Genomic DNA, 22,435 nt, shown 5'->3' with positions numbered 1-22,435 from the left:
GCAGCTGGTGACACCTTATGGGGGAGAGGTGGAAGGTTGGGGCGTCAAGCAAGAGCGGCCCATTGCCTGAACGTATTGTGTTGCCTTCTTCGCGGGCTTGCCTGCGAAGAAGCACGCACCGCCTTCAGGGCCTGCGCCCAGCCATATGCCCCAAATAGGCCAACAGCGCATCCAACTCCTGCTCGCTCAAAACACTTTTGGCAAACCCAGGCATTTTCGCCTGCGGCCACCGTCGCAGGCTCTGCGGGTCACGTATCAACTTGCGTAGATAGGCGGGTTGAAAATACTCGGTCGGGTTGTGCGGCACATTCAAATCCGGCCCCACCTGCGCGTCCCCCGCGCCGTTCAGCCGGTGGCATGCCAGGCAGTTCTGCTGGAACAACGCAAAGCCCTGACGCACAGGGTTGTCGGCTGGCAGCTTCAGGTCGGGCAGCAATGCGGGAAAACGCTGTTCCACCGGGGCCAGTTTGCGCAGAGTGGACACCTGAAACGGCCACTGTTCCGGCCGGATGCCGCTGGCCTCTGGTGCAGTCCACACCAGGTAGAACGGCCCCGCGCTTGGCTTGCCCTGGCCCAGTGGCGGCCACGGCTTGTCGGGGTCTTCCACGGCCAGCCAGGCCCGTGCCGGCCCTTGCTGCAGCAGTGGTGCGGCGGGCATCTCGGCGGCAAACCCATCCAGCGCCACGGCCTGCAGGTGATCGCTGGCGTTCACACCCTCCAACAGTGTGGCCAGCGGCACTGCCCGGTAGCGCATGGGGCGTTTGTAGGAAACGTCCTGCTCGATACTGATATCCCGGGCTTGCGGGTGGTCAAGCAGTTCGGCGCTGCTCCACTGGCGCGTAGTGACGCCCAGTTCAAGGTGCAGTTGCGCCGCCGACAGTGGCAGGCTCAGGAGCAACGCTAACAGGGCAAGGCAGTGGCGCATGGGCAATCTCCGACCATCGAGGTCAGCAGGTTACCTGTGCGCTGGCCATTGCCGCCACCGCTGCACTCAGCCGAACAAACGTGTGAGGTTCGGCAGGATCAGCAGCAAAGTCGTGGCGAAGAGAATAAGCCCAGCTTGGCGAAGTTTCGATTGTCTGAACATGGCGGACCGCCTTCTTGTTGTTATTCCTGAATACCCGTTGGCTTCCTTGTCGCGTTTCGGGTCGATCGCAGTAGCGTTGTGTGGCGCCTGAACTGCTTGCCTCTTGAACGTGGATATACAACCAACAGTAGGGTGTGCGTCATCCATGTTTGAGAACCCTTTGTTCTAATGGCCAGATTCAATGATTTCGTTTTGCTATGAGGCCATGTGCCAGCTGGCTGGCATGCTCTGGCTAGACGGTGGCGCAAGTGCCAGCGGCGCACCGACGAAATGTGACCGTTCGTCAGTGCAGCCTACTTGCTTGTACGTGCCTTTCGCGTCAGTCTCTACAGCAGATTCCCACCCATGTCGTTCAGGACTACCCCTATGTCGTTACGCGTCTGCATCCTTGAAACCGATGTCCTGCGACCGGAGTTGACCGCGCAGTATCAGGGCTACGGCAGGATGTTCGAGCAGCTCTTCTCGCGTCAGCCGATCGCCGCCGAATTCCGTGTGTATAACGTGATGAACGGCGACTACCCCGCCGACAACGAAGTGTTCGATGCCTACCTTGTGACGGGCAGCAAAGCCGATTCGTTCGGAACCGACCCGTGGATCCAAACCCTCAAGGCCTACCTGCTCAAGTTGTACGAGCGCGGTGAGAAGCTGCTGGGTGTGTGTTTTGGCCATCAATTGCTGGCCTTGACCCTGGGTGGCAAGGCCGAGCGGGCCGAGAAAGGCTGGGGCGTGGGCATCCATCGCTACTCGCTGGCGGCGCATGCGCCGTGGATGGACCCGGAGGTGTCGGAGCTGACCTTGCTGATCAGCCACCAGGACCAGGTGACCGAGCTGCCGGAAGGCGCGACGGTGATTGCCTCCAGCGATTTCTGCCCGAACGCGGCGTACCACATTCGCGACCAGGTGCTGTGCTTCCAGGGCCACCCGGAGTTCGTGCATGACTACTCCCGCGCGCTGCTCGATGCGCGCCAGGACTACCTGGGGGACGAGGTGTACCACAAGGCTGTGGCCAGCCTGGCCACCGAGCACCAGGGCGACCTGGTGGGGGAGTGGATGCTGCGCTTTATCCAGCAGCCGGCGAGCAAAGATACCGCTGCATGATGGCAAAGGGGCCGCGACGCGGCCCCGACAATTTCAAAGCCAGCCCGACTTCTTGAAACTGGCATACAACCCTGTGCACCCCGCCGCTATCACCCCTAGCACCGCAAAGTACCCATAGTGCCAGCTCAGCTCCGGCATATTCTGGAAGTTCATTCCGTAAACCCCGGCAATGGCCGTGGGGAACGCCAGGATCGCCGCCCAGGCTGCGAACTTGCGCTGCACGATGCTCTGGCGTGACGACTCCAGCAGCATGCCGATCTCGATGGTCTGGCTGGCAATGTCGCGGATGCCGGCCAGGTCTTCCATCTGCCGCGTCACATGGATCTGCACATCACGGAAGTACGGGCGCATGTTCTTGTCGATGAATGGGAAGTTCAGCCGCTGCAGTTCTTCGCTCACTTCCACCATCGGTGCCACGTAGCGGCGCAGGCGCAGGATATCGCGGCGCAGGCTGTGCAGGCGACGGATGTCATCCTCTTGCAGCGAACCACCCAGCACGCTTTGCTCCAGCTCTTCGATCTCGCCATGAATGGCCTCGCTGACCGGCTGGTAGTTCTCGGTCACGAAGTCGAGCAGGGCATACAGCACGAAGTCTTCGCCATGCTCCAGCAGCAATGGCCGCGCCTCGCAGCGCTGGCGAACCATGGCGTAGGATTTGGAGTGGCCGTTGCGGCAGGTGATGATATAGCCGTTGCCAGCGAAGATATGGGTTTCGATGAACTCCAGCTTGCCCTCGTGGCGCACTGGCGAATAGGTGACGATGAACAGCGCGTCGCCGAAGGTTTCAAGCTTGGGCCGGCTGTGCTTTTCCAGGGCATCTTCGATGGCCAGTTCGTGCAGGTTGAACTGGCACTGCAAGTTGGCCAGTTCCTCGGCGTTGGGCTCTTCCAGGCCGATCCACACGAAATGCCCCGGCTTGCGGGCCCACTCGCTGCCTTCGTCGATGCTGATGTTGGTGACCTTTCTGCCGGCGCTGTACACCGCCGATGCCACGACTCGCCCCATGGTTGTCCGCTTATTCCGGTTGAACACGGGTACAGCTTGGTCTGTACCCGGCTCAAGAGCAACCCGGATCAGGCCAGCTCGTTTTCCATGCGGTCAATGCACTGCTGCATCTGCCCCCGACACTGCTCGATCAGTTGCGGCAGGTCCTGCAGGGTCATGCCCGCCGTGGCAATCGGTGGCAGCGAGCGCACGATCACCGTGCGTGGGTGCCAGCTGTTCAGACTCAGGCGCCCGGCATAGCGGCTGACGCATACCGGCACGATCGGCACACCGGCCTCGATGGCCATGTGAAACGCGCCTTTCTTGAACGCCAGCAAACGCTCACCGGCATTGCGGGTGCCTTCGGGGAAAATCCAGATCGAGGTGTCGTTCTGCAGTACACGGGTGGTTTTCTGCATGGCCTTGCGTGCCTGGTAGGCATTCTTGCGGTCTATCAGCACGTTGCCGCCCAGCCAGAACAGCTGGCCGAACAGCGGGATCCAGCCCAGGCTTTTCTTGCCGATGGCCACGGTGCGTTGCGGCACCACCTGGCCCAGTACGAACAGGTCGAAGTTGGACTGGTGGTTGGCAACGATCACACAGCCGGGCGGTTGGTCCCACAGCGGGCCGACCTCAGCCTTGACCTTGATGCGCATCAGCCAGGTGGCCGGCAAGCTGTAGAGGTGGGCGAACAGGCGGCTGTTGTCGGGGTTGAACGGGCGGCACAGGCCAATGAGCAGGCCCACGGCGCCAACGGCAAGAAAATGCAGCGCCAGCAAAAGCATGCGCAATGAATAAAGCATGGTACGGCTCACACCAGACAGTCGCCGGGGAGTGTACGGATGTGCACTGGCTGGGGCAAACCTTGGCGTAGGCCCCTTTCGCGGGTTTACCCGCGAAAGGGGCCGGTGCGGTCAGCCCATATGGTGCTGGTCCAGCTCGATTGCCTTGTCCAGCGCCTCCAGCAGCCCTTTGCGCACTTTCAGCTTGGTGTTCTTGTGCGCCAGCATGTTCAGCTTCTTCAGTTCCCGCGCGGCGGCCAACGCCGCGTCCTGCAACTGCTCGGCCGGCACGACCTTGTCGAGGAAGCCGGCATCCACCGCACCCTGTGGGTCAAACACTTCGGCATTGATCACCGAGCGGTGGAAGGCCGAGCGGCGCAGGCGGTCGCGAGCCAGTTCAATGCCAGCATGGTGCATGGTCATGCCGATCTGCACTTCGTTCAGGCACACCTTGTACGGGCCTTCCACGCCAATGCGGTAGTCGGCTGACAGCAGCAGGAAGGCACCTTTGGCCACGGCATTGCCTGGGCAGGCGACCACGACTGGGAACGGGTGCGACAGCAAGCGGCGGGCCAGGGTGGAGCCGGCAGTGACCAGGCCGATGGCCTCTTTCGGCCCGCTGGTCATCACCTTGAGGTCGTAACCGCCCGACAGAATGCCCGGCTGCCCGGTGATGATCACCACCGCACGCTCTTCGGTGGCGCGGTCCAGCGCTGCGTTGAAGGCAGTGATGACGTCCGGCGAGATGGCGTTGACCTTGCCGTTGTTCAGGGTCAGGGTGGCGATGCCGTCTTCGGCGTGGTAGGTAATCAGCTCGCTCATGGCAGAGTCCTTTTGTTGGCGTGGCGACGACGTTACCCAGCGCCAGAGGCCAGGTAAAGCAGCAAGGCTGACTGGTCGGTCAGCGTTCACCGCGCCTCAAATGCAAATACATGAAAAATTTGAAAAAAGTGCTTGCCAAAGGGAATGTCTTTCACTAAATTAGCGCACCTCGACGGGCCGCAAGGCTTGAAGAGAAACGGTGAAGTGTCCGAGTGGTCGAAGGAGCACGCCTGGAAAGTGTGTATACGAGAAATCGTATCAAGGGTTCAAATCCCTTCTTCACCGCCACATTCCACGAAGAGCCCCCGCGCTGAAAAGCTCGGGGGCTTTTTGTTTTCAGGGCCATTAGGGCTGCTGCGCAGCCCATCGCGACACAAGGCCGCTCCCACAGGGATCGCGTCAATTTCAGAGTGGGCCGCAAAGCAGCCCCATAAAGCTTAGAAACTGACCGAAGCCGAAAGCCGGGCGGTACGTGGTGCGCCCTGGAACAGGTAGTTATCCCCCAGGTAATCCCCCACATCGCGCCAATAGCGCTTGTCGAACAGGTTATCCACGGTCAACCGCAGCACCGTGTCATACCCACCAATACGGGTACGGTAGCGGCTGCCGAGATCGAACACGGTATACCCGCCAACCTCCACATTCCCCGCCTGGCTCGCGTACTTGCTGGCGCTGTACCGCGCCCCGCCCAACAGCGCCAGCCCCGGAACCGGCAGCGAATATTCCGCGTGCATCGCTGCTCGGAATTTTGGCACGTTGATCGCCTGGTGCTCTTCATAAGCCTCGGTACCGCTGTTCTGCACCCGTGCGCGAATGGCGGCTGCGCTGGCCTGCAGCTGCAAGTTCGAGGTCACCCAGCCGCTGGCGCCCAGTTCCAGGCCGGTGTTTTTTTGCTGGCCTTGCTGCACGTAAGTGAAGTGGCCGGCACCGTCAGGGCGCGCGTACTGGTAAGCCTGGCGGATCTGGAACAGCGCGGCACTGAAACTCAGGCCCTGCCAGTCGTGCTTGAGGCCCAGTTCCAGCTGGTGGGAGGTTGTCGGCGCAAGGATCTCGAACGTGTTCTCGGCGAACCAGGGGGCAGTACCGCCCGCTGACAGGCCTTTGGCGTAGCTGGCATATACCGTGGTATTGGGCTGCGGTTTGAAGATGATCGCGGCGTTGGGCAGCAGCTCGTATTGACGGGTGTGGCGCCCGGCAAGGCCGTTTTCGTCCCAGGTCTTTTCATCCAGGCGCACTTCTCGGGCGCCCAGCACGGTCTGCCATTGTTCGTTGAAGCTGATCCGGTCGCTGATGAACAGGCCGTACTGGCGGCTATCGAGGCGGCGCTCGCTAGACTTGATGGGATTGTCGGAGGGGTCAAAGGCGGGCGCACCGGTATGGATGTTGCCTGTGCCTACCCATTCCATATAGCTGGGCCGCTGATCCAGTGTGCGCCGCTGCGCGCTGGCACCCATGGTCAACTCATGCCCCACACCTAGCGCATCGAACCGCCCGTTGAGCATGGCCTGCGCCTCGTCGGTGCGGCGGGTGTCGTCGGGGCTGCGGAAGTCGTAGATGTCATAGTCACCATTACTGCCGAAAAACGCGCCTTCGCTCGAGCCCCAGGCAAACGCGCTGTAGTCGTCGATCACCACCTTGCTGCGCGAGGCGCTCAAGGTGCCGGTCCAGGCCTCGTCGAAACGGTACTCGAAGCGCCCGGCAAGGTTCAGCGAGTCGCTTTGCACAGGCTTTGCCCAGTGTTGGTAGGCCAGGCGATCATCCGGGTCGATGCCATGGGGCACTTGCGTGCCGCCGAGCAGTTGGTAACCCGGCACCGAGCGTTGTTCGCGGTGCTGGTACTCGGCATCCAGCTGCAGGGTGGCATCTGGGTTGATCTGCCAGTCGAATGCCAACGAAGCGAAGTCGCGCTTGCCGTCGGCGTGGTCGACGTAGGAGCGGATATCTTCGTGGGCCAGGTTGGCGCGCAGGCCGAACTGCTTTTCGCTGCCGAACCAACCGCCCAGGTCGGTGGCCAGGTAGCGTTCGCCTTGTTCGTTGGTCGACACCGTAAGGCTGCGTACCTCTTCGGCGCGCTTGGTCACATAGTTGATCAGGCCGCCCGGTTCTGAAACGCCGCTCTGCAGCCCGGACAGGCCCTTGAGCAGCTCCACCTGTTGCTTGTTCTCCAGGGCCACGTTCTGCTCGCCAGCGATGGTCTGGCCATTGATGCGATAGCTGCTGGCGGCATTCAGTTCGAAGCCGCGTACATTGAAGTTCTCGTAGTAGCCGATGGGCGCATAGCTTTCGCCGACCGAGGCGTCGCTTTGCAGCACCTCGCTGAGCATGCGCACCTGGCGGTCTTCCAGCAGTGGCTGGCTGAACACGCTGACAGAGGCCGGTGTATCGAGCAACGGCGCAGGCTGGAAGCCGCTCACAGCGGCCTGGCGTGCCTGGTAGCCGTCATTGGCGTAGGTGTCGGAGACCTGCAGTGGGGCCAGCACCACGCTGTCTTCGGCAAGCACATTTTGGCACTGCAGGGCCAGGCCCAGGCTGAGCAGGCTCAGGGGCAGGCGGGGGTGACGCGAGGGCATGCGGGGGCTCCGACCATGAAAAAGGCGGCATCTTAACAGCCGCCTTCAACAGAGAACGATCGGGGCCCCGCGAAATTCAACCTGTACCGGTCGGCCGCTTGTGCTGCCGCCAGTTGTCATCGATTTTCGACCAGGTCTTGCCATCGGTGATGGCCAAGAGCTTTCGCCCATCCTTGAAGGTGGCCAGGAAGGTCGCTTCCTCTTCCTTGCCACCCAGCCACAGCCCGGCCAGCAGCCCCACTGGCCCTGCCACCAGGGCGCCGGCCACGCCCCAGCCCAAGGCGCTGCCCAGGCTGCGGCTCGGTTCCAGGCTGGCCAGCCGCAAGTCGCTGATGCGGGCCAGGGAAATCCGCTCGCCGGGGGAGGGGCTGCGCGGAGTCTTGAGTGTGAGCGATCCGTTGCGATACTCGCCTTCACCTTGCAAGAAATCGCCGGATTGCACCGTGAGTCTTGTCATAAAGTCGTCCTGTCAGGGAAAGGGCATTTTCCAGCGCCTACTGAGCGCTGCCCAGGCAGGCAAGTCAACGGCCATGCGACGGAGGGTCGTGCGGTGCTTTGTCGCCATGGCTGATTGAAACGTTTCATGCCAGTGGCAGGGTTTTCTTGCGCTTGCGCTCGGCCAGCCCCCACGCCAACAACGCCAGCCCGCCAATGACCAACCCTGCGACCACAATGCCCATCCAGCCTTGGCGCTGGAACAACTGTGTACCCAGCAACGACCCCAGTGCCCCGCCAATGAAGTAGCAGGTGATGTACCCGGCATTGAGCCGCGTGCGCGCTTCGGGCCGCAGGGCGATCACCGCATTCTGGTTGCTCACGTGCACCAGTTGCACCGCCAGGTCGAGCATCAGCACGCCCAGCAGCAAGGCCAGCAACGACTGCTCGGCGAAGCCCAGCGGCAGCCACGCCAGCAGCAATACCACCAGGCCGACGGTGGTGCCCAGCGAGCCCTTGCCACGGTCGGCCAGGCGTCCGGCCCAATTGGCCGACAACGCACCCGCTGCACCGGCCAGGCCGAACAGGCCGATAACCGCATCTGAATAATGGTAGGGGCCTTTAGCCAGCAAAAATGCCAGCGGTGTCCAGAACAGCGCGAACAGGCTGAACGACAGCAGGCCGAGCAACGAGCGCAGGCGCAGTACCGGCTCTTCAAGAAACAGGCGGAACACCGAGCCGATCAGCGCCGGGTACTTCAGCCCGGCATGGCTGTGGTGTTGCGGCAGGCTGCGGTACAGCGCCACGGCGGTGATCGCCATCAGCACGGCGGCCAGCACGTAGATGCTGCGCCAGCCGCCCAACTCGGCCATGAAGCCGGCAGCGGTACGCGCCAGCAGAATGCCCAGCAGCAGGCCGCTCATCAGCGTGCCGACCGCGCGCCCTCGCTGATGCGGCTCGCTCAGGGTCGCGGCCATCGGCACGAGGATCTGCGCCACCACCGAGAACAGCCCGGTCAGCGCTGTGCCAAGGATCAGCCAGGGCAGGCTTGGCGCACAGGCGCTGATGACCAGGCCCAGGGTGGAAATAACGGTCATCACAGTGATCAGCCGGCGCTGCTCGAACAGGTCGCCCAGCGGTGCCAGCAGCAACAGGCCGGCGCCATAGCTGAGCTGCGCGGCAATCACGATGCTGCCGGCGCTGGCGGTGCTCAAGCCAAACTGCTGGGCGATGCTGTGCAGCAGCGGTTGGGCGTAGTAGTTGCTGGCCACGGCCAGGCCGGTGGCAGTAGCCATCAGCAGGATCAGGGCGCGGCTGAGAGTGGGGGTGTGCATGCGGTTCTCGTGGCGGGCAGTTGTGTTGGGGTGATTATCAGGAAGTGTCTGTCATGACACCAATGTATAGTTTTCAACTTATCAATCTTGAAAGCAGATAGATCGATGAACCTCAAGCAGCTCGAATACGCCCTTGCCGTGGCCGACACCGGCAGTTTTACTCGCGCCGCCGAGCGCTGCCATGTGGTGCAGTCCGCTCTCAGCCATCAGGTGGCGCGGCTGGAGGCTCAGCTGGGCGTGAGCCTGTTCGAGCGTAGTTCGCGGCGGGTACGCCTGACGCCGGCAGGTGAGGCCTTTGTGCTCAGTGCTCGACCGGCGGTGGAAGCGGCTGGGCGCATTGCCGATGACGTGGCGGCGGCCTGCGGCCAGGTACGCGGGCGGTTGGCGATTGGCGAAATCAGCTCGCTCACCGCGCTGGACCTGGTCGACCTGTTGGCGGTGTTCCACGACCGTTACCCGGACGTGGATGTACGCTGGCTGACGGCCAAGAGTGAATTGCTGATCGCCGATGTACTCGAGCGGCGCCTGGACGTGGGCTTCATAGGCCTGTGGCAGGGCGAGGTGGTGCAGGGCGTGCAGCATCGTTTGCTGGCCAGGGAGGAACTGGTGGCGTTGTTGCCGTTGCGGCATCGGCTGGCGGGCAGGGGGCAGCTGGCGCTGGCTGACCTGGCGGGCGAAGTGCTGGTGGACTTCCCTGAAGGCACCGGAGCGCGACGGCAGACCGATGAGGCGTTTCAGGCGGCGGGGTTGCAGCGTCGGGTGCAGTTCGAGATCGGTCATGTGCGCCTGGTGGAGAAGTTCGTGCAGCGGGGCATGGCGGTGGGTTTGGTGCCGGAGCGCGTGGCCCAGGGCTTTGAAGGTGTGGCGCTGGCGCGGGTGGTGGATGCGCCGGTGCGGCACCTGTATGCCGTGTGGTCCTGCAGCCCGACGCCTGCTGCTCGGGCTTTTCTGGAGGTGATGGAACAGCGTCTGGGTGCTGGGAATGGTTGAACCTGTTCCGGTGTTCTCGCCGGAACAGGCAAACCTTCAATCAGGCTGCAAACCCACCGTCCACCGTCAGGCTGGCCCCGGTGATGTACCCGGCTTCAGGCCCCGCCAGGTAAGCCACGAAGCTGGCAATTTCCTCTGGCTCGCCATACCGGCCGACCGCCATCAACGGGATCAGGCTCTCGGCAAACTCGCCGCTGGCCGGGTTCATGTCGGTGTCCACTGGCCCCGGTTGTACGTTGTTCACGGTAATGCCCTGCGGCCCGAGGTCACGCGCCATGCCGCGGGTCAGGCCAACCAGCGCAGACTTGCTCATGGCGTACGGCGCACCGCCGGCAAACGGCATGCGCTCGGCATTGGTGCTGCCAATGTTGATGATGCGCCCGCCCTGGCCCATGTAGCGTGCGGCGGCCTGGCTGGCGACGAACACACTGCGTACGTTCACCGCCAGCATGCGGTCGAAGTCGGCCAGGTCGAATTCGGCCAGCGGGGCCACCGCCAGCACGCCGGCGTTGTTGACCAGGATATCCAGCCTGCCGAAGGCCTTCACGGCGTCATCCACTGCCAGTTGCACGGCCGCTGCATCGGCGCTGTCGGCCCGCAGGGCCAGGGCTTTGCCACCGTTTTCGCTGATTTCGCGGGCCAGTTCTTCTGCCGGGCCGGCAGAGCTGACATAGGTGAAGGCCACGTGCGCGCCTTCGCGGGCCAGGCGCCGTACGATGGCCGCACCAATACCGCGGGAACCGCCCTGAACCAGGGCCACTTTGCCTTCGAGTGAAAGTTGCTTGGACATGCTGATCTCCTGCTGGAAGCCAGGCCGAAATGCCTTGGATGGGCAAAGTATCGGCGCTTGATTACCTGCTGATAAGATGGCAATCACTATCAGCAGAGTAAACCTTGGGTTGCTAATCATGGCCGTGGAATCGTTCAACGCGTTGGAATGCTTCATCCGCAGTGCCGAAGTCGGCAGTTTTGCCGAGGCCGCCAGGCGCCTGAGCATTACCCCGGCTGCTGTGGGCAAGCATGTTGCCCAATTGGAAGCGCGTCTGGGTGTGCGGTTGTTCCAGCGTAGTACCCGCAAGCTGACCTTGACTGAAGCAGGGCAGCGTTTTCTTGGCGAGGTCAGCGACAGCTTCCGCACTATCCAGTACGCCGTGGCCAACCTGGCCAGCGCCGAAGGCCAGCCGGCCGGGTTGCTGCGGGTGAGCATGGGCACGGTGTTCGGGCGTTTGTACGTGCTGCCGTTGCTGAGCGAATTCTTGCGCCGCTACCCGGCGATTACCCCGGATTGGCATTTCGACAACCGCCAGGTCGACCTGATTGGCCAAGGCTTCGATGCCGCGATTGGCGGTGGTTTCGAACTGCCGCCAGGCGTGGTGGCGCGCAAGCTGACTCCGGCGCACCGGGTGCTGGTGGCGGCGCCAGCCTATTTGCAGCGGCACGCGCCAATTGACGACCCCCAGGTGCTGCACCGCCATGACGGCATTCTGATCCGCTCACCGCAGACCGGGCGGGTGCGCTCATGGCCGCTGACCAGTCGCTGGCAGGCGCAGCAGCCACTGCAATTGCGCCAGGCGATGACCATGAGCGATTCGGACGCGGCTTGCGCGGTGGCCGAGCAGGGGCTGGGTATTGCCCTGGTGAGCTTGCCGTTTGCCGTGCCTTACCTTCAGGCAGGCCGGCTGCGGCGGGTGTTGCCGGACTGGTACGTGGATGATGGGCATATCAGCCTGTATTTCGCCGAGCACAAGCTGATGCCGGGCAAGACCCGGGCGTTCATCGATTTTGTCGTGGAGCAGTTTGCCGAGCAGGGGTTGGCGGTGCGGTTCGATGCTTTGCAGGCCCTTTGACGTTGCAGCACTTTTCCTGGGTTGATGCGCTCGTGCAATGACCGCGTTAGGCCAGGCGCGAAGGGGCCGGGTCAGGCAACATCAACAATGAACAATAACTGCTGGCCCAGATTCACCTCGTCATCGATCTTCTTGCCCATCAACTGCTGCCCCAACGGCGAGCGTGGGGTAATGACTGTCACCAGCCCATCCCCCTCGCCAATTTTCAACCCAGCGGCTTCTGGCCCGAGCAATAGCCGGCGTTGCCCACCAAGCTCATCCTCCAGCGTCACCAGGTTGCTCACCTGCACCCCGCGCGCCGGGTCGTAATCACGCAGCAGCAGTTGCTGGTAAATCAACAGCGCCTGGCGGATTTCACCGCTGCGGCGGGCCTGGCCGGTGGCCAGGTACGAGGCCTCCAGGCCCAGGGTGTCGTACTTGTTCTCGGCAATGTTCTCTTCGGCGGTGGCGGCCTCGTAGGCGGTTTGCGCTGCGCGGGTCAACACATCCAGGTCATGTTCGAGGGTGGCGACGATCAGCGCCAGCAGGTGGGGCTTGTTCATGGTCAGTAACAGAACTCCAGCACGTTGGCCTGGCTTTTGTCGGTGGGCGCGGTACGGTTCTGCTGCAGCCAGAACTGGCACTTGGGGCTGTTCAGGTTGCGCGGGTTGCCCTGGGCGGCGTCGGCGGCCTGTTGCAGTTCCTGCTTGTGCAGGATGTCCTTGTAGCGCTCGAACATTTCGGCCTGGGTATCCTGGGCCGCAGCCGGCGCAGGTGGTGCGGCGGGGCGGTACGCGTTGGGTGCTGCAGCCTGGGCCAGAGGTTGTACCTGCTGTGGCCACCATTGCTGGGCCAGCCACAGGCTCACGGCAATGGCCACGGCGCCCAGCCACAGGCCCAAGGCAACGCACAGGATCAACTGCAACGGCTTGAGGGTGATTTTCAGTTCACGGTGGCGGGGCATGGCAGCCTCCGGGCAAGGTGGTCGGGGTGCATTGTCGCATGCGCATGGGCATTTTTCCGCGCAGGTGCTTTTGTCGGCGACAATTTATGCGCAGAATTCGCGGTTTTTGCATCAGCACGGGAGGGGCGCATGAACGCCACCTGGGACATCTTCTGCAGCGTCGTCGACAACTACGGCGACATCGGCGTGACCTGGCGCCTGGCCCGGCAGTTGGTGGCCGAGCATGGCATGGCCGTGCGCCTGTGGGTGGATGACCTCAACGCCTTCGTGCCCATGTGCCCCGGTGCCGATGCCACCGCTGCGCAGCAGTGGCAGCACGGTGTGGATGTACGCCACTGGCCGGCGCAGTGGTTGCCGGTGGTGCCGGCCGATGTGGTGATCGGCGCGTTCGCCTGCCAGCTACCGGCGGCTTATGTCGAAGCCATGCGTGCCCGCCCGCTGCCGCCGCTGTGGCTGAACCTTGAGTACCTTAGCGCCGAGGATTGGGTGGAGGGTTGCCATGGCTTGCCTTCACCGCAGGCCAACGGCCTGCGCAAGGTGTTTTTCTTCCCGGGGTTTACCGAAAGAACCGGTGGCTTGCTGCGCGAGGGCTCGCTGCTGGCGCGGCGTGACGCGTTCCAGCAGTCCGCCGATGCGCGCCAAACCTTCCTGCAAGGGCTTGGCGTAAACCCTGTGCCGGGGGCGTTGCTGGTCTCGCTGTTCGCCTACGAAAACCCACAGTTGGCCAGCTGGCTCGATGCCCTGGCTACAGGTGCGCAACCGTGTCACCTGCTGGTGCCGCAAGGGCGCATCGTCGCAGGGCTCAGCCAGTGGCTTGGCGAGGCGCAACTGCAGGTGGGCGATGTGCGCACGCGTGGGGCGCTGACCGTACAGGTGCTGCCTTTCGTCAGCCAGGACGACTTCGACAGGCTGTTGTGGAGTTGCGACTTCAACGCCGTGCGCGGTGAGGACTCGTTCGTGCGTGCGCAGTGGGCGGGGCAGCCGATGCTGTGGCACATCTATGTGCAGGACGAGAATGCCCATTGGGAAAAGCTCGAAGCGTTTCTGGCGCATTATCGCCGTGGCTTGTCAGGCGATGCCGATGCCGCCTTGCTTGGCCTGTGGCGCGCCTGGAACATGGATTTCGACATGGGCCAGGCCTGGCAGGCGGCCCGCCAGCATTGGCCAGAACTGCAGCAACATGCCCGGCGTTGGGTGGTGAGACAGGCCGCTCAGCCGGACCTTGCCACAGCGCTAGTACACTTTTACCGAAATTCGCTATGATACGCGGCCTCGATTTTTATAAATCCATCCAGATTCGGATACTTCGTAATGAAAACTGGTAAAGAACTGAAACCCGGTACCGTCCTGCGGATCGACAACGACCCGTGGCTGGTTCAAAAAGCTGAGTTCACCAAGTCGGGCCGTAACAGCGCGATCATGAAGACCAAGCTGAAGAACCTGCTGACCGGCTACAAGACCGAAACCGTATACGGTGCGGACGACAAGCTGGACGACGTGATCCTGGATCGCAAAGAAGCGACCCTGTCGTTCATCAGCGGTGACTCGTACACCTTCATGGACACCACCGACTACACCATGTACGAACTGAACGCCGAAGACATCGACGCCGTTCTGCCGTACATCGAAGAAGGCATGGAAGACATCTGCGAAGCCGTGTTCTTCGAAGGCCGCCTGGTATCGGTTGAACTGCCGACCACCATCAGCCGTCAGGTTGTCTACACCGAGAACGCTGCTCGCGGCGACACCTCGGGCAAGGTCATGAAGCCTGCCAAACTGAAGAACGGCACCGAGATCCAGGTTGCCGACTTCATCCAGATCGACGAGTGGATCGACATCGACACTCGCGACAACAGCTTCAAAGGCCGTTCCAAGAAGTAATTCTTCTTGCGAGACGCAAAAAACCCGGCCTTGGCCGGGTTTTTTTATGCCTGGGCCTTACACCGTCACATGCAGGCGTACATCCACATTACCGCGGGTGGCATTGGAGTACGGGCAGACCTGGTGCGCTTTCTCCACCAGCCCTTCGGCATCCGCCTGGGCCAGGCCCGGCAGGTTGATGTGCAGGTCGATGTCCAGGCCGAAACCGCCCGGGATCTGCCCGATACCCACCTTGGCGGTGATCGAGGCATCTGCCGGCAGGGCTTTCTTCTCTTGCCCGGCCACGAATTTCAGGGCGCCGATGAAGCATGCCGAATATCCGGCGGCGAACATCTGTTCAGGGTTGGTGCCGTCACCGCCAGCGCCGCCCAGTTCCTTGGGGGTGCTCAGGCTGACGACCAGCTTGCCGTCGCTGGACTTGGATTTGCCGTCGCGCCCACCGGTGGAGGTAGCTTCTGCGATGTACAGCGGAGTGACCTTTTGCATCTTGAGCCTCGCTAATGTGCTGTGCGCTCCCGTTTGCAGGAGGGCGCGGGTTGGTGTGGGATTTAAGTTAGCGCGCAATTAGTTAGTGCGCAAGATAAATCGTCACCGCTCATCCGAACGGCCACAGCACAGCATAGTCCTCAGAGGTTTTTCTGCAGGCTCTCACGCAGGTCCAGCAGGTCCGCCTGCAGTTGCTGCAATTGCTCCAGGGTGCGCCCGCTGGCCTTGAGGATGCACTGCGGGACCTGTTTGGCCTGCTGTTGCAGGGCGCGGCCCTTGTCGGTCAGATGCACCATCACCACCCGTTCATCCTCGCGGCTGCGATTGCGCTGCAACAGGCCTTCGCTTTCCAGGCGCTTGAGCAGCGGGGTCAGCGACCCTGGGTCGGTCAGCAGATGCTGGCTGATTTCGCCCACGGTCAGGCCGTCACGCTCCCACAACACGAGCATGGCCAGGTATTGCGGGTAGGTCAGGCCCAGCGCCTGCAGCAGCGGTTTGTAGACCTTGGTCATCAGCAACGAGGTGGAGTGCAGGGCGAAGCAGACCTGGTTGTCCAGCAGCAGCTCGTCACAGGATGCGTGGGTGTCGGCGTTCATGCAGGTCCTTCAAGGTAATCAATGGGAAATTCTGGCACGCTGATCATTAGTGCGCGCATTACTCGCGCAGTTCACTGCGTAAAGCCAGGTCCCAGGGTGGAATCGGGCTGAAGCGGCTCTTGAGGAATTCGAGCAGCAAACGGCTGCGAGAGTTCGTTTCGTGTTCCAGGCGTAGCGCGTAAATACCACTGCTCTCGGCTTCCGGCAGGCCGCCCTGGCAAAACAGTGGGATCAACTCGCCGCGCAGCAGGTATTCGCTGATAAGCCAGGTGGGCAGGTGGGCTATGCCTAAGCCGGCGAGGGCGCCGAACAACAGGGTTTCGGCGTTGTTGGCGGCCATGCGCATGCGTGCGGGGCGGTACAGGCGGGTTTGCCCGGCTACGCTGAAGCGCCAGGCAAACGGCGGCGCTAGGCCGTCCCAGTCCAGCCCGTCATGCCCTGGCAGTTCGCTGGGGCAGGTGGGTATGCCGCGGCTTGCCAGGTAGGCGGGGCTGGCACAGGCGATACGCACCATGTAGGCCAGCGGCGTGGCGACCAGGCGGGTGTCGGCCAAGGGGCCGGCGCGCAGTACCAGGTCGACCTCGCCCAGGTGGCTGCCATGCAGATCGACGAAGCTGTCGATCAGGCGCAGTTGCACGTCCAGGCCTGGGTAGGCCACCAGGAAGTCGGCAATCGCCGGGGCCAGGTGGCGGCGGCCGAACGCGGCGGGGGCGTCAATGCGGATCAGCCCTTCGGGGGCGTTGCTCAGCGACACCGCTTCGGCTCGGGCCAGGCGCAGTTCCTCGATGATGCGCCTGGCCCGCTCGGCAAATGCATTGCCGGCAGGAGTGGCCCTCACGGCGTGGGTGCTACGAGTGAACAGGCGGCTGCCGACGGCACTTTCAAGGTTGTCGATGCGCCGGGCTACCGCAGAAGGCGTCAGCGGGTGGCGACGAGCGGCGGCAGAAAAGCTGCCGGTTTCCAGCACATCGAGGAACAGGCTCAGTTGGTCGGTCAGGGTATCGGGGCTCATGGCTGCCTTGCTTTTGCGAAAAGCGCACAGCCATTGTGCGCTGCTGTGCGTTTCCCCGCCAGCGCACAGTCGTTAGCATGCTGGCATTATTGGCACTGGCGGGCGAGGCCCTGATGATCGAGTGGTTGTTGTATATCGTACTGGGTGCAGCCCTGGGCACCATGGGTGGTTTGTTCGGCATTGGTGGCGGGTTGATTGCGATTCCGGCACTTGGCGTGCTGTTTGGCCTGGACCAGCAGCTGGCACAGGGGACGGCGCTGGTGATGGTGGTGCCGAACGTGCTGCTGGCGCTGTGGCGTTATCACCAGCGCAACCGCATCGAGTTGCGCCATGCCGTGCCGCTGTCGGCGTGCAGCTTCTTGTTCGCGTGGCTGGGGTCGATCTGGGCGGTTGGGCTGGATGCGCATTCCATGCGCCTGGGCTTTGTCGGCTTTCTGGTGGCGCTGGCGGTGTGGAACGTGGCGCGGATGTTCATGAAGGTGTCGCCGCCCAGTGCCGAACTGCGTTATGCCTGGCCATGGCTGGGCGTGCTGGGCAGCTTTGCCGGCACCATGGGCGGCTTGTTCGGCGTGGGCGGGGCGGTAGTGGCCACGCCGATCCTGACCAGTGTGTTCGGTACCACCCAGGTGGTGGCGCAAGGGCTGTCGCTAGCACTTGCCGCGCCGAGTACCTTGGTGACTTTGGTGACCTATGGCGTGCACCACAGCGTTGACTGGGGAGTGGGGATCCCGTTGGCGGTGGGTGGCTTGCTCAGTATTAGTTGGGGGGTGAAGTTGGCCCATGCGCTGCCGGAGAAGGTATTGCGGGCGATGTTCTGTGTGTTTCTGGTTGTGTGTGCGGTGATGCTGGGGTTTGAGCTTTGAGATTTTGCGGCCCATTCGCAGCAGCCCCAAATTACTTGAACCCTTCGACGATATAGTCCGCCATGCAATCGGTAATAGGCGAAGGGTGCTGAGTACCGCGCACCAGCATCACATTGGCCACTGGCAGCTGCGGTAGCCCATCCTGTTCACCCAGTATGCGAATGTTTCCGCCAATCAGGCTTTGCAACTGCGCCGTCACGGCCAAGCCGGCCGTGACTATGGCAAAGATCGCCGCCAAGCTGGGGCTTGTGTAGGCAATGCGGTAATCAATGCCCTGGGCTTCCAGGGCATTGCAGGTCCAGGCCCGGCAGAAACAATCAGTGTTGAACAGCGCCACCGGCATCGGCCGCTGTTCCTGTGGGCAAAAGCCTTCGGCGGCAGCCCACACCAGGCGTTCCTGACGCAGCAGTTGGCCAACCTCGTTGCCCGGCTCGCGGGTGACGATGGTCAGGTCCAGGTCCTGGCGCAGCATCAGCTGCTTGGAGGAGTCGCAGTGCACCTCCACCTGCACCAGCGGGTAGGCCTGGGCAAAGCTCGAAAGTATGGTCGGCAGGAAACGCATGGCGTAGTCGTCTGGTGTGCCGATGCGCACCAGCCCGACCATGTGCGGCATGCGCAGGGTGTTGAACACTTCGCCGTGCAGCTTGAGGATGCGCCGGGCATAGCCCAGTAGCACCTGGCCTTCGGCGGTCAGCCTTACCTGGCGGCCATCGCGCTCGAACAGTTGGCGCTGCAGGATGTCTTCTTCCAGGCGTTTCATCTGCATGCTTACCGCCGACTGGGTGCGGTTGACCACCTCACCGGCGCGGGTGAAGCCGCCTTGCTCGGCGATGGCGACGAAGGTGCGCAGCACGTCCGCATCGAGGCTCTGGTACTGGGACATTGCATCAATCTCCGAGATGCATCGCATCAGAAACATTCGTTGGATTGATCTTAAGCCCGGCGTGAAACTGAGGCCATCCAACACGGAGGGCTTCACGATGAAAGGTCATGTCAGCAGCATCCAGCAACCTGCCTTTTCCCTGAACCACCTGTGGCATGCGGCCCTGCAGCGCCCGGCGCGCTGGCTGCAGCTGTACCGCCAGCGGCAGGAACTGGCCCGCCTCAGTGATGCAACCTTGCATGACCTGGGGTTGAGCCGGGCGGATATCCAGCAAGAGGCCGACCGGCATTTCTGGGATGATCCGCTGCGTAAATAGGCTAAGTTTGTCGTTGGGCTTACCGGCCTCTTCGCGGGTTTACCCGCGAAGAGGCCAGAGCAGGCAATACAAGGAGACCAGGCTTGTCCCTCAAGCTGTCCATCAACCAGGCCCGCCGCCTGGCACTGTCTGCCCAAGGCTTCGGCAAACACCCGGAAGCACCGCCAACCCTGCCCGCAGTGAAGCGCATGCTGCAACGCCTGGGCGTGCTGCAGATCGACTCGGTCAACGCTCTGGTTCGCTCCCACTACCTGCCGCTTTTCTCCCGGCTGGGCGACTATTCGCCCGCCACCCTCGACCAGCTTGCCTGGGGCCGGGGCCGCCAGCGCCAGTTGTTCGAATACTGGGGGCACGAAGCCTCGCTGCTGCCATTGAGCCTGTACCCGCTGCTGCGCTGGCGCATGGCCCATGCTGCTGATGGTCGCGGTATCTACCGCCAGCTCGCGCAGTTTGGCCGCGAGCGCCAGGACGTGATCGCCCGGGTACTGGCTGCTGTTCGTGAACAGGGCGCACTGGGCGCGGGCAGCCTGTCCACCCGCGAGGAACGCGCCGGACCCTGGTGGGACTGGAGCGAGGAAAAGCACGCGTTGGAGTGGCTGTTCGCCGCAGGCGAAGTGACTGTGGCGGGCCGCCGTGGTTTTGAGCGGCTTTACGATGTACCGGAAAAGGTTTTGCCCAAGGCGATCCTCGACCAGACACTACCCCGCGAGGCCGAGTCGCATCAGGGCTTGATGCTTCACGCCGCCGCTGCCCTGGGTGTTGGCACCGAACGTGACCTGCGCGACTACTTTCGCCTGGAGCCGGCGCAGGGCAAGGCGGCGCTGGCCGAGCTGCTGGCCGACGGTCGCTTGCAAGCGGTCGCGGTGCAGGGGTGGAAGCAACCCGGCTATTGCGCTGGTATGCCGCGCATTCCCCGGCGCATCGAAGCCAGCGCGCTACTGTCGCCGTTCGATTCGCTGGTCTGGGAGCGCAACCGTACCGAGCGCTTGTTCGACTTCCGCTACCGCCTGGAAATCTACACCCCGGCGCACAAACGGGTGTATGGCTACTACGTGCTGCCGTTTCTGTACCGCGAACGGATCGTCGCGCGGGTAGACCTGCGTGCCGAACGCACCCAAGGGCAACTGGCAGTGCACGCCGTGCATGCAGAAACACCTGGGCTAGACGAGGAGGGGTATGACGCGCTGGCGGGCCATTTGTTGCGACTGGCCAACTGGTTGGGTCTGGAGAGGGTGCAACTGAACTGCCCGCGCATAGAGGGCAGCCAGCTGCGCCGGGCGCTTAGCGCCGCACCTGTTTGAGCGTTTCGGCAATCAAAAACGCCAACTCCAGCGACTGATCGGCATTCATCCGCGGGTCGCAATGGGTGTGGTACCGATCAGACAACGCGTCCTCGGTGATCGGCCGTGCACCGCCGATGCATTCAGTGACGTTCTGCCCGGTCATCTCGATATGGATGCCGCCGGCATGGCTGCCCTCGGCCTGATGCACCTGGAAGAACTGCTTCACCTCATCCAGAATTTGCGCAAAATCGCGGGTCTTGTAGCCGCTGCTGGCCTTGATGGTGTTGCCGTGCATCGGGTCCGAGCTCCACAACACCTTGCGCCCCTCGCGCTCGACAGTGCGGATCAGCCCCGGCAGGTGGTCGCCGACCTTGTTCGCGCCCATGCGCACGATCAGGTTCAGGCGCCCAGGGTCGTTGGCCGGGTTGAGCGTGTCGATCAGGCGGATCAGCTCTTCTGGGTTCATGCTTGGGCCAACCTTGACCCCGATCGGGTTGTGCACGCCGCGCAGAAACTCCACATGGGCGCCGTCGAGCTGGCGAGTGCGGTCGCCGATCCACAACATGTGCGCCGAGCAGTCGTAGTAGTCACCCGTCAGGCTGTCCTGACGCACGAAGGCTTCTTCATAGTTCAGCAACAATGCTTCGTGGGCCGTGAAGAAGCTGGTTTCGCGCAGCTGCGGCGCACTGTCCAGGCCACAGGCGCGCATGAAAGCCAGGGTTTCATCGATGCGGTTGGCCAGCTGGTGGTACTTGTCGGCCAGCGCCGAGTTGGCGATGAAGTCCAGGTTCCACTTGTGCACCTGGTGCAGGTCTGCAAACCCGCCCTGGGCGAAAGCGCGCAGCAGGTTAAGGCTGGCGGTGGCCTGGTGATAAGCCTGCAGCAGGCGCTCCGGGTCGGGGATGCGGCTTTTGGCGTCAAAGCCGATGCCATTGACGATATCGCCTCGGTAGGCGGGCAGGGTGATGTCGCCGATGGTTTCATCGCCCGATGAGCGCGGTTTGGCAAACTGCCCGGCCATACGCCCCACCTTGACCACCGGGCAGCCAGCGGCAAAGGTCATGACAATGGCCATTTGCAGCAGCACCTTGAAGGTGTCGCGGATTTTCGCCGCCGAGAACTCGGCGAAGCTCTCGGCGCAATCGCCACCCTGCAGCAGGAACGCACGGCCTTCGGTCACCTCGGCAAACTGCCTGCGCAGCTCGCGTGCCTCGCCCGCGAACACCAGCGGCGGGTAGCTGGCCAGGGTCTGTTCAACCTTCAGCAGGTGCGCGGCATCGGGGTAGGTCGGTTGCTGCTGGATCGGCAGGGCGCGCCAGCTGTCAGGGCTCCACGGTTGGTTCATCTCGGGCTCGGTCTTGTCGGTTGTAGGCTTCAGGCCATGGTAACAGTTGGCGCTGCGCTTGTTGCATCAAGGGTGTTGGCGGACAATGCGCGTTTTTGCGCGGGTGGGTGGTGAGCATGACGGCGGAACGGCAAGAGCGGCTGCTGGCACGGGTGGAGGATGCCTTTGGCGTCATCAGCGTGTACGAAGTGGACGACTACCGCTTTCTGGAATTCGGCGATGCCATCGAGCAAAGCTGCGTGTTCACGGCCGACCCCAGCTGGCTGGAGTACGACTACACCCGTGCCATGCTGGTGGGCGCACTGTGCCATGAGCAGCCGGAGAGCGCGTTGTTTCTCGGCCTGGGTGCTGGCACGCTGACCCAGGCGTGCATGAAGTTTCTGCCGCTTGACGACATCGAGGCCATCGAGTTGCGCGCAGATGTGCCGCGCCTGGCCATGGAGTACATGGGGCTGGATGACGACCCTCGCTTGTATGTGCGCATCGGTGATGCCATCGAGTTGCTGCCCACGGCGGAGAAAGCCGACCTGTTGTTCGTCGACTTGTACACCGACCATGGGCCGGGGGTGGGGCACCTGGCGTGGAATTTCCTGGAGAACTGCCAGCAGCAGCTGAACCCGGGCGGTTGGCTGGTGATCAACCAGTGGGCCACCGACGACGGCAAGCCGCTGGGCGCGGCGTTGCTGCGTGGGTTGTACCACCGGCACTACTGGGAGTTGCCGGTGAAGGAGGGCAACGTGATCTTGCTGGTGCCGGCGGACCTGGAGCAGGCGCTGGACCTGGAGGGGTTGCGGGCCCGGGCCGAGGCGTTGGCGCCGCGACTGGGTTATAGCCTGGAAGGGTTGATTCGCGAGATTCGGCCAGCTACTTGAATGCCT

The 22,435-nt window shown here is 62.9% G+C and carries 24 protein-coding genes and 1 tRNA gene; 10 read left to right on the top strand and 15 right to left on the bottom strand.

The genetic code is table 11. The features are described from left to right. Positions 1 to 124: 124 nt before the first annotated feature. Positions 125 to 925 carry a cytochrome c gene (locus APH42_RS23735; protein ID WP_060494349.1) on the bottom strand — a complete coding sequence of 267 codons (801 nt, stop codon included), beginning with the start codon at positions 923 to 925 and terminating at the stop codon, positions 125 to 127. A 528-nt stretch (positions 926 to 1,453) separates the two neighbouring features. On the opposite strand from APH42_RS23735, the gene APH42_RS23730 reads away from it, so the two are divergent. Further along, a complete protein-coding gene (locus tag APH42_RS23730; protein ID WP_060494348.1) occupies positions 1,454 to 2,185 on the top strand; it encodes an amidotransferase in 732 nt (243 codons plus the stop codon). 33 nt (positions 2,186 to 2,218) lie between these two features. Here APH42_RS23730 and APH42_RS23725 read toward each other — a convergent pair whose 3' ends face one another. From APH42_RS23725 to APH42_RS23715, 3 genes are all read right to left on the bottom strand, one after another. Next, positions 2,219 to 3,190 carry a magnesium and cobalt transport protein CorA gene (locus APH42_RS23725; protein WP_012271097.1) on the bottom strand — a complete coding sequence of 324 codons (972 nt, stop codon included), beginning with the start codon at positions 3,188 to 3,190 and terminating at the stop codon, positions 2,219 to 2,221. A 68-nt stretch (positions 3,191 to 3,258) separates the two neighbouring features. After that, positions 3,259 to 3,972, bottom strand: coding sequence for a 1-acyl-sn-glycerol-3-phosphate acyltransferase (locus APH42_RS23720; RefSeq protein WP_012271098.1), 714 nt, complete (start codon positions 3,970 to 3,972; stop codon positions 3,259 to 3,261). Between the two features lie 111 nt (positions 3,973 to 4,083). After that, entirely contained in the window at positions 4,084 to 4,773 is a 690-nt protein-coding gene (locus tag APH42_RS23715) for a crotonase/enoyl-CoA hydratase family protein (protein ID WP_012271099.1), read from the bottom strand. Positions 4,774 to 4,971: 198 nt separating this feature from the next. On the opposite strand from APH42_RS23715, the gene APH42_RS23710 reads away from it, so the two are divergent. Then, positions 4,972 to 5,061, top strand: a tRNA-Ser gene (locus tag APH42_RS23710). 149 nt (positions 5,062 to 5,210) lie between these two features. Here APH42_RS23710 and APH42_RS23705 read toward each other — a convergent pair. From APH42_RS23705 to APH42_RS23695, 3 genes are all read right to left on the bottom strand, one after another. Beyond that, positions 5,211 to 7,343 carry a TonB-dependent siderophore receptor gene (locus tag APH42_RS23705; protein ID WP_060494347.1) on the bottom strand — a complete coding sequence of 711 codons (2,133 nt, stop codon included), beginning with the start codon at positions 7,341 to 7,343 and terminating at the stop codon, positions 5,211 to 5,213. A 76-nt stretch (positions 7,344 to 7,419) separates the two neighbouring features. Then, positions 7,420 to 7,800 (bottom strand): hypothetical protein, encoded by a 381-nt coding sequence (locus APH42_RS23700; protein ID WP_012271101.1) that lies wholly within the window; start codon positions 7,798 to 7,800, stop codon positions 7,420 to 7,422. Positions 7,801 to 7,924: 124 nt separating this feature from the next. Further along, entirely contained in the window at positions 7,925 to 9,112 is a 1,188-nt protein-coding gene (locus APH42_RS23695; RefSeq protein WP_012271102.1) for an MFS transporter, read from the bottom strand. 105 nt (positions 9,113 to 9,217) lie between these two features. Here APH42_RS23695 and APH42_RS23690 point away from each other — a divergent pair, with 105 nt between their 5' ends. Then, positions 9,218 to 10,102: a LysR family transcriptional regulator gene (locus APH42_RS23690; protein ID WP_060494346.1), complete on the top strand. Its 885-nt coding sequence runs from the start codon at positions 9,218 to 9,220 to the stop codon at positions 10,100 to 10,102. 40 nt (positions 10,103 to 10,142) lie between these two features. Here the strand turns inward: APH42_RS23690 and APH42_RS23685 are convergent, their stop codons facing one another. After that, complete coding sequence (locus tag APH42_RS23685) at positions 10,143 to 10,892, bottom strand: 3-oxoacyl-ACP reductase family protein (RefSeq protein WP_060494345.1); 750 nt, start codon at positions 10,890 to 10,892, stop codon at positions 10,143 to 10,145. A gap of 118 nt (positions 10,893 to 11,010) precedes the next feature. Between APH42_RS23685 and APH42_RS23680 the strand changes: the two genes are divergently transcribed. Continuing rightward, positions 11,011 to 11,949 (top strand): LysR family transcriptional regulator, encoded by a 939-nt coding sequence (locus APH42_RS23680; RefSeq protein ID WP_060494344.1) that lies wholly within the window; start codon positions 11,011 to 11,013, stop codon positions 11,947 to 11,949. A 71-nt stretch (positions 11,950 to 12,020) separates the two neighbouring features. On the opposite strand, the gene APH42_RS23675 is transcribed toward APH42_RS23680, so the two are convergent. Next, positions 12,021 to 12,491 carry a GreA/GreB family elongation factor gene (locus tag APH42_RS23675; protein WP_012271106.1) on the bottom strand — a complete coding sequence of 157 codons (471 nt, stop codon included), beginning with the start codon at positions 12,489 to 12,491 and terminating at the stop codon, positions 12,021 to 12,023. 2 nt (positions 12,492 to 12,493) lie between these two features. Beyond that, positions 12,494 to 12,892, bottom strand: coding sequence for a hypothetical protein (locus APH42_RS23670; protein WP_060494343.1), 399 nt, complete (start codon positions 12,890 to 12,892; stop codon positions 12,494 to 12,496). Positions 12,893 to 13,021: 129 nt separating this feature from the next. On the opposite strand from APH42_RS23670, the gene earP reads away from it, so the two are divergent. Together earP and efp are read left to right on the top strand one after the other, a co-directional pair. Further along, positions 13,022 to 14,155, top strand: a complete 1,134-nt coding sequence (earP, locus tag APH42_RS23665; protein WP_060494342.1) for an elongation factor P maturation arginine rhamnosyltransferase EarP — start codon at positions 13,022 to 13,024, stop codon at positions 14,153 to 14,155. Between the two features lie 48 nt (positions 14,156 to 14,203). Next, the gene (gene efp, locus APH42_RS23660; RefSeq protein WP_012271109.1) at positions 14,204 to 14,773 is read left to right on the top strand and encodes an elongation factor P; all 570 of its coding nucleotides are present in this window, start codon (positions 14,204 to 14,206) and stop codon (positions 14,771 to 14,773) included. Between the two features lie 57 nt (positions 14,774 to 14,830). On the opposite strand, the gene APH42_RS23655 is transcribed toward efp, so the two are convergent. The 3 genes from APH42_RS23655 to APH42_RS23645 form a co-directional block, all read right to left on the bottom strand. Further along, on the bottom strand, positions 14,831 to 15,259 hold the full coding sequence (locus APH42_RS23655; RefSeq protein ID WP_060494341.1) for an organic hydroperoxide resistance protein: 429 nt from the start codon (positions 15,257 to 15,259) through the stop codon (positions 14,831 to 14,833). Positions 15,260 to 15,399: 140 nt separating this feature from the next. Further along, the gene (locus APH42_RS23650; RefSeq protein WP_060494340.1) at positions 15,400 to 15,855 is read right to left on the bottom strand and encodes a MarR family winged helix-turn-helix transcriptional regulator; all 456 of its coding nucleotides are present in this window, start codon (positions 15,853 to 15,855) and stop codon (positions 15,400 to 15,402) included. A gap of 58 nt (positions 15,856 to 15,913) precedes the next feature. After that, positions 15,914 to 16,867: a LysR family transcriptional regulator gene (locus APH42_RS23645; RefSeq protein ID WP_060494339.1), complete on the bottom strand. Its 954-nt coding sequence runs from the start codon at positions 16,865 to 16,867 to the stop codon at positions 15,914 to 15,916. 113 nt (positions 16,868 to 16,980) lie between these two features. Between APH42_RS23645 and APH42_RS23640 the strand changes: the two genes are divergently transcribed. After that, entirely contained in the window at positions 16,981 to 17,730 is a 750-nt protein-coding gene (locus APH42_RS23640; RefSeq protein WP_041166652.1) for a sulfite exporter TauE/SafE family protein, read from the top strand. Between the two features lie 31 nt (positions 17,731 to 17,761). Here APH42_RS23640 and APH42_RS23635 read toward each other — a convergent pair whose 3' ends face one another. After that, complete coding sequence (locus tag APH42_RS23635) at positions 17,762 to 18,613, bottom strand: LysR substrate-binding domain-containing protein (RefSeq protein WP_012271114.1); 852 nt, start codon at positions 18,611 to 18,613, stop codon at positions 17,762 to 17,764. A 97-nt stretch (positions 18,614 to 18,710) separates the two neighbouring features. Here APH42_RS23635 and APH42_RS23630 point away from each other — a divergent pair, with 97 nt between their 5' ends. Together APH42_RS23630 and APH42_RS23625 are read left to right on the top strand one after the other, a co-directional pair. Then, positions 18,711 to 18,929 (top strand): DUF1127 domain-containing protein, encoded by a 219-nt coding sequence (locus APH42_RS23630; protein WP_060494338.1) that lies wholly within the window; start codon positions 18,711 to 18,713, stop codon positions 18,927 to 18,929. 83 nt (positions 18,930 to 19,012) lie between these two features. Next, positions 19,013 to 20,230, top strand: a complete 1,218-nt coding sequence (locus tag APH42_RS23625) for a winged helix-turn-helix domain-containing protein (RefSeq protein WP_060494337.1) — start codon at positions 19,013 to 19,015, stop codon at positions 20,228 to 20,230. On the opposite strand, the gene APH42_RS23620 is transcribed toward APH42_RS23625, so the two are convergent. Continuing rightward, positions 20,211 to 21,557, bottom strand: a complete 1,347-nt coding sequence (locus APH42_RS23620; RefSeq protein ID WP_012271117.1) for a class II 3-deoxy-7-phosphoheptulonate synthase — start codon at positions 21,555 to 21,557, stop codon at positions 20,211 to 20,213. The genes APH42_RS23625 and APH42_RS23620 overlap by 20 nt on opposite strands. Before the next feature lie 116 nt (positions 21,558 to 21,673). Here APH42_RS23620 and APH42_RS23615 point away from each other — a divergent pair, with 116 nt between their 5' ends. Continuing rightward, positions 21,674 to 22,429: a spermidine synthase gene (locus APH42_RS23615; RefSeq protein ID WP_012271118.1), complete on the top strand. Its 756-nt coding sequence runs from the start codon at positions 21,674 to 21,676 to the stop codon at positions 22,427 to 22,429. The last annotated feature ends 6 nt before the right edge of the window (positions 22,430 to 22,435 follow it).

It is taken from the genome of Pseudomonas sp. NBRC 111140, assembly GCF_001320885.1.
Lineage (GTDB): Bacteria > Pseudomonadota > Gammaproteobacteria > Pseudomonadales > Pseudomonadaceae > Aquipseudomonas > Aquipseudomonas putida_P.
Note: the sequence above shows the minus strand (reverse complement) of the source record. Positions and strands in the feature narration are given on the sequence as shown.

Coding starts and splice junctions, on each gene's coding strand:
- APH42_RS23735 (WP_060494349.1), bottom strand. CDS start 925: ATGCGCCACTGCCTTGCCCTGTTAGCGTTGCTCCTGAGCCTGCCACTG.
- APH42_RS23730 (WP_060494348.1), top strand. CDS start 1,454: ATGTCGTTACGCGTCTGCATCCTTGAAACCGATGTCCTGCGACCGGAG.
- APH42_RS23725 (WP_012271097.1), bottom strand. CDS start 3,190: ATGGGGCGAGTCGTGGCATCGGCGGTGTACAGCGCCGGCAGAAAGGTC.
- APH42_RS23720 (WP_012271098.1), bottom strand. CDS start 3,972: ATGCTTTATTCATTGCGCATGCTTTTGCTGGCGCTGCATTTTCTTGCC.
- APH42_RS23715 (WP_012271099.1), bottom strand. CDS start 4,773: ATGAGCGAGCTGATTACCTACCACGCCGAAGACGGCATCGCCACCCTG.
- APH42_RS23705 (WP_060494347.1), bottom strand. CDS start 7,343: ATGCCCTCGCGTCACCCCCGCCTGCCCCTGAGCCTGCTCAGCCTGGGC.
- APH42_RS23700 (WP_012271101.1), bottom strand. CDS start 7,800: ATGACAAGACTCACGGTGCAATCCGGCGATTTCTTGCAAGGTGAAGGC.
- APH42_RS23695 (WP_012271102.1), bottom strand. CDS start 9,112: ATGCACACCCCCACTCTCAGCCGCGCCCTGATCCTGCTGATGGCTACT.
- APH42_RS23690 (WP_060494346.1), top strand. CDS start 9,218: ATGAACCTCAAGCAGCTCGAATACGCCCTTGCCGTGGCCGACACCGGC.
- APH42_RS23685 (WP_060494345.1), bottom strand. CDS start 10,892: ATGTCCAAGCAACTTTCACTCGAAGGCAAAGTGGCCCTGGTTCAGGGC.
- APH42_RS23680 (WP_060494344.1), top strand. CDS start 11,011: ATGGCCGTGGAATCGTTCAACGCGTTGGAATGCTTCATCCGCAGTGCC.
- APH42_RS23675 (WP_012271106.1), bottom strand. CDS start 12,491: ATGAACAAGCCCCACCTGCTGGCGCTGATCGTCGCCACCCTCGAACAT.
- APH42_RS23670 (WP_060494343.1), bottom strand. CDS start 12,892: ATGCCCCGCCACCGTGAACTGAAAATCACCCTCAAGCCGTTGCAGTTG.
- earP (WP_060494342.1), top strand. CDS start 13,022: ATGAACGCCACCTGGGACATCTTCTGCAGCGTCGTCGACAACTACGGC.
- efp (WP_012271109.1), top strand. CDS start 14,204: ATGAAAACTGGTAAAGAACTGAAACCCGGTACCGTCCTGCGGATCGAC.
- APH42_RS23655 (WP_060494341.1), bottom strand. CDS start 15,259: ATGCAAAAGGTCACTCCGCTGTACATCGCAGAAGCTACCTCCACCGGT.
- APH42_RS23650 (WP_060494340.1), bottom strand. CDS start 15,855: ATGAACGCCGACACCCACGCATCCTGTGACGAGCTGCTGCTGGACAAC.
- APH42_RS23645 (WP_060494339.1), bottom strand. CDS start 16,867: ATGAGCCCCGATACCCTGACCGACCAACTGAGCCTGTTCCTCGATGTG.
- APH42_RS23640 (WP_041166652.1), top strand. CDS start 16,981: ATGATCGAGTGGTTGTTGTATATCGTACTGGGTGCAGCCCTGGGCACC.
- APH42_RS23635 (WP_012271114.1), bottom strand. CDS start 18,613: ATGTCCCAGTACCAGAGCCTCGATGCGGACGTGCTGCGCACCTTCGTC.
- APH42_RS23630 (WP_060494338.1), top strand. CDS start 18,711: ATGAAAGGTCATGTCAGCAGCATCCAGCAACCTGCCTTTTCCCTGAAC.
- APH42_RS23620 (WP_012271117.1), bottom strand. CDS start 21,557: ATGAACCAACCGTGGAGCCCTGACAGCTGGCGCGCCCTGCCGATCCAG.
- APH42_RS23615 (WP_012271118.1), top strand. CDS start 21,674: ATGACGGCGGAACGGCAAGAGCGGCTGCTGGCACGGGTGGAGGATGCC.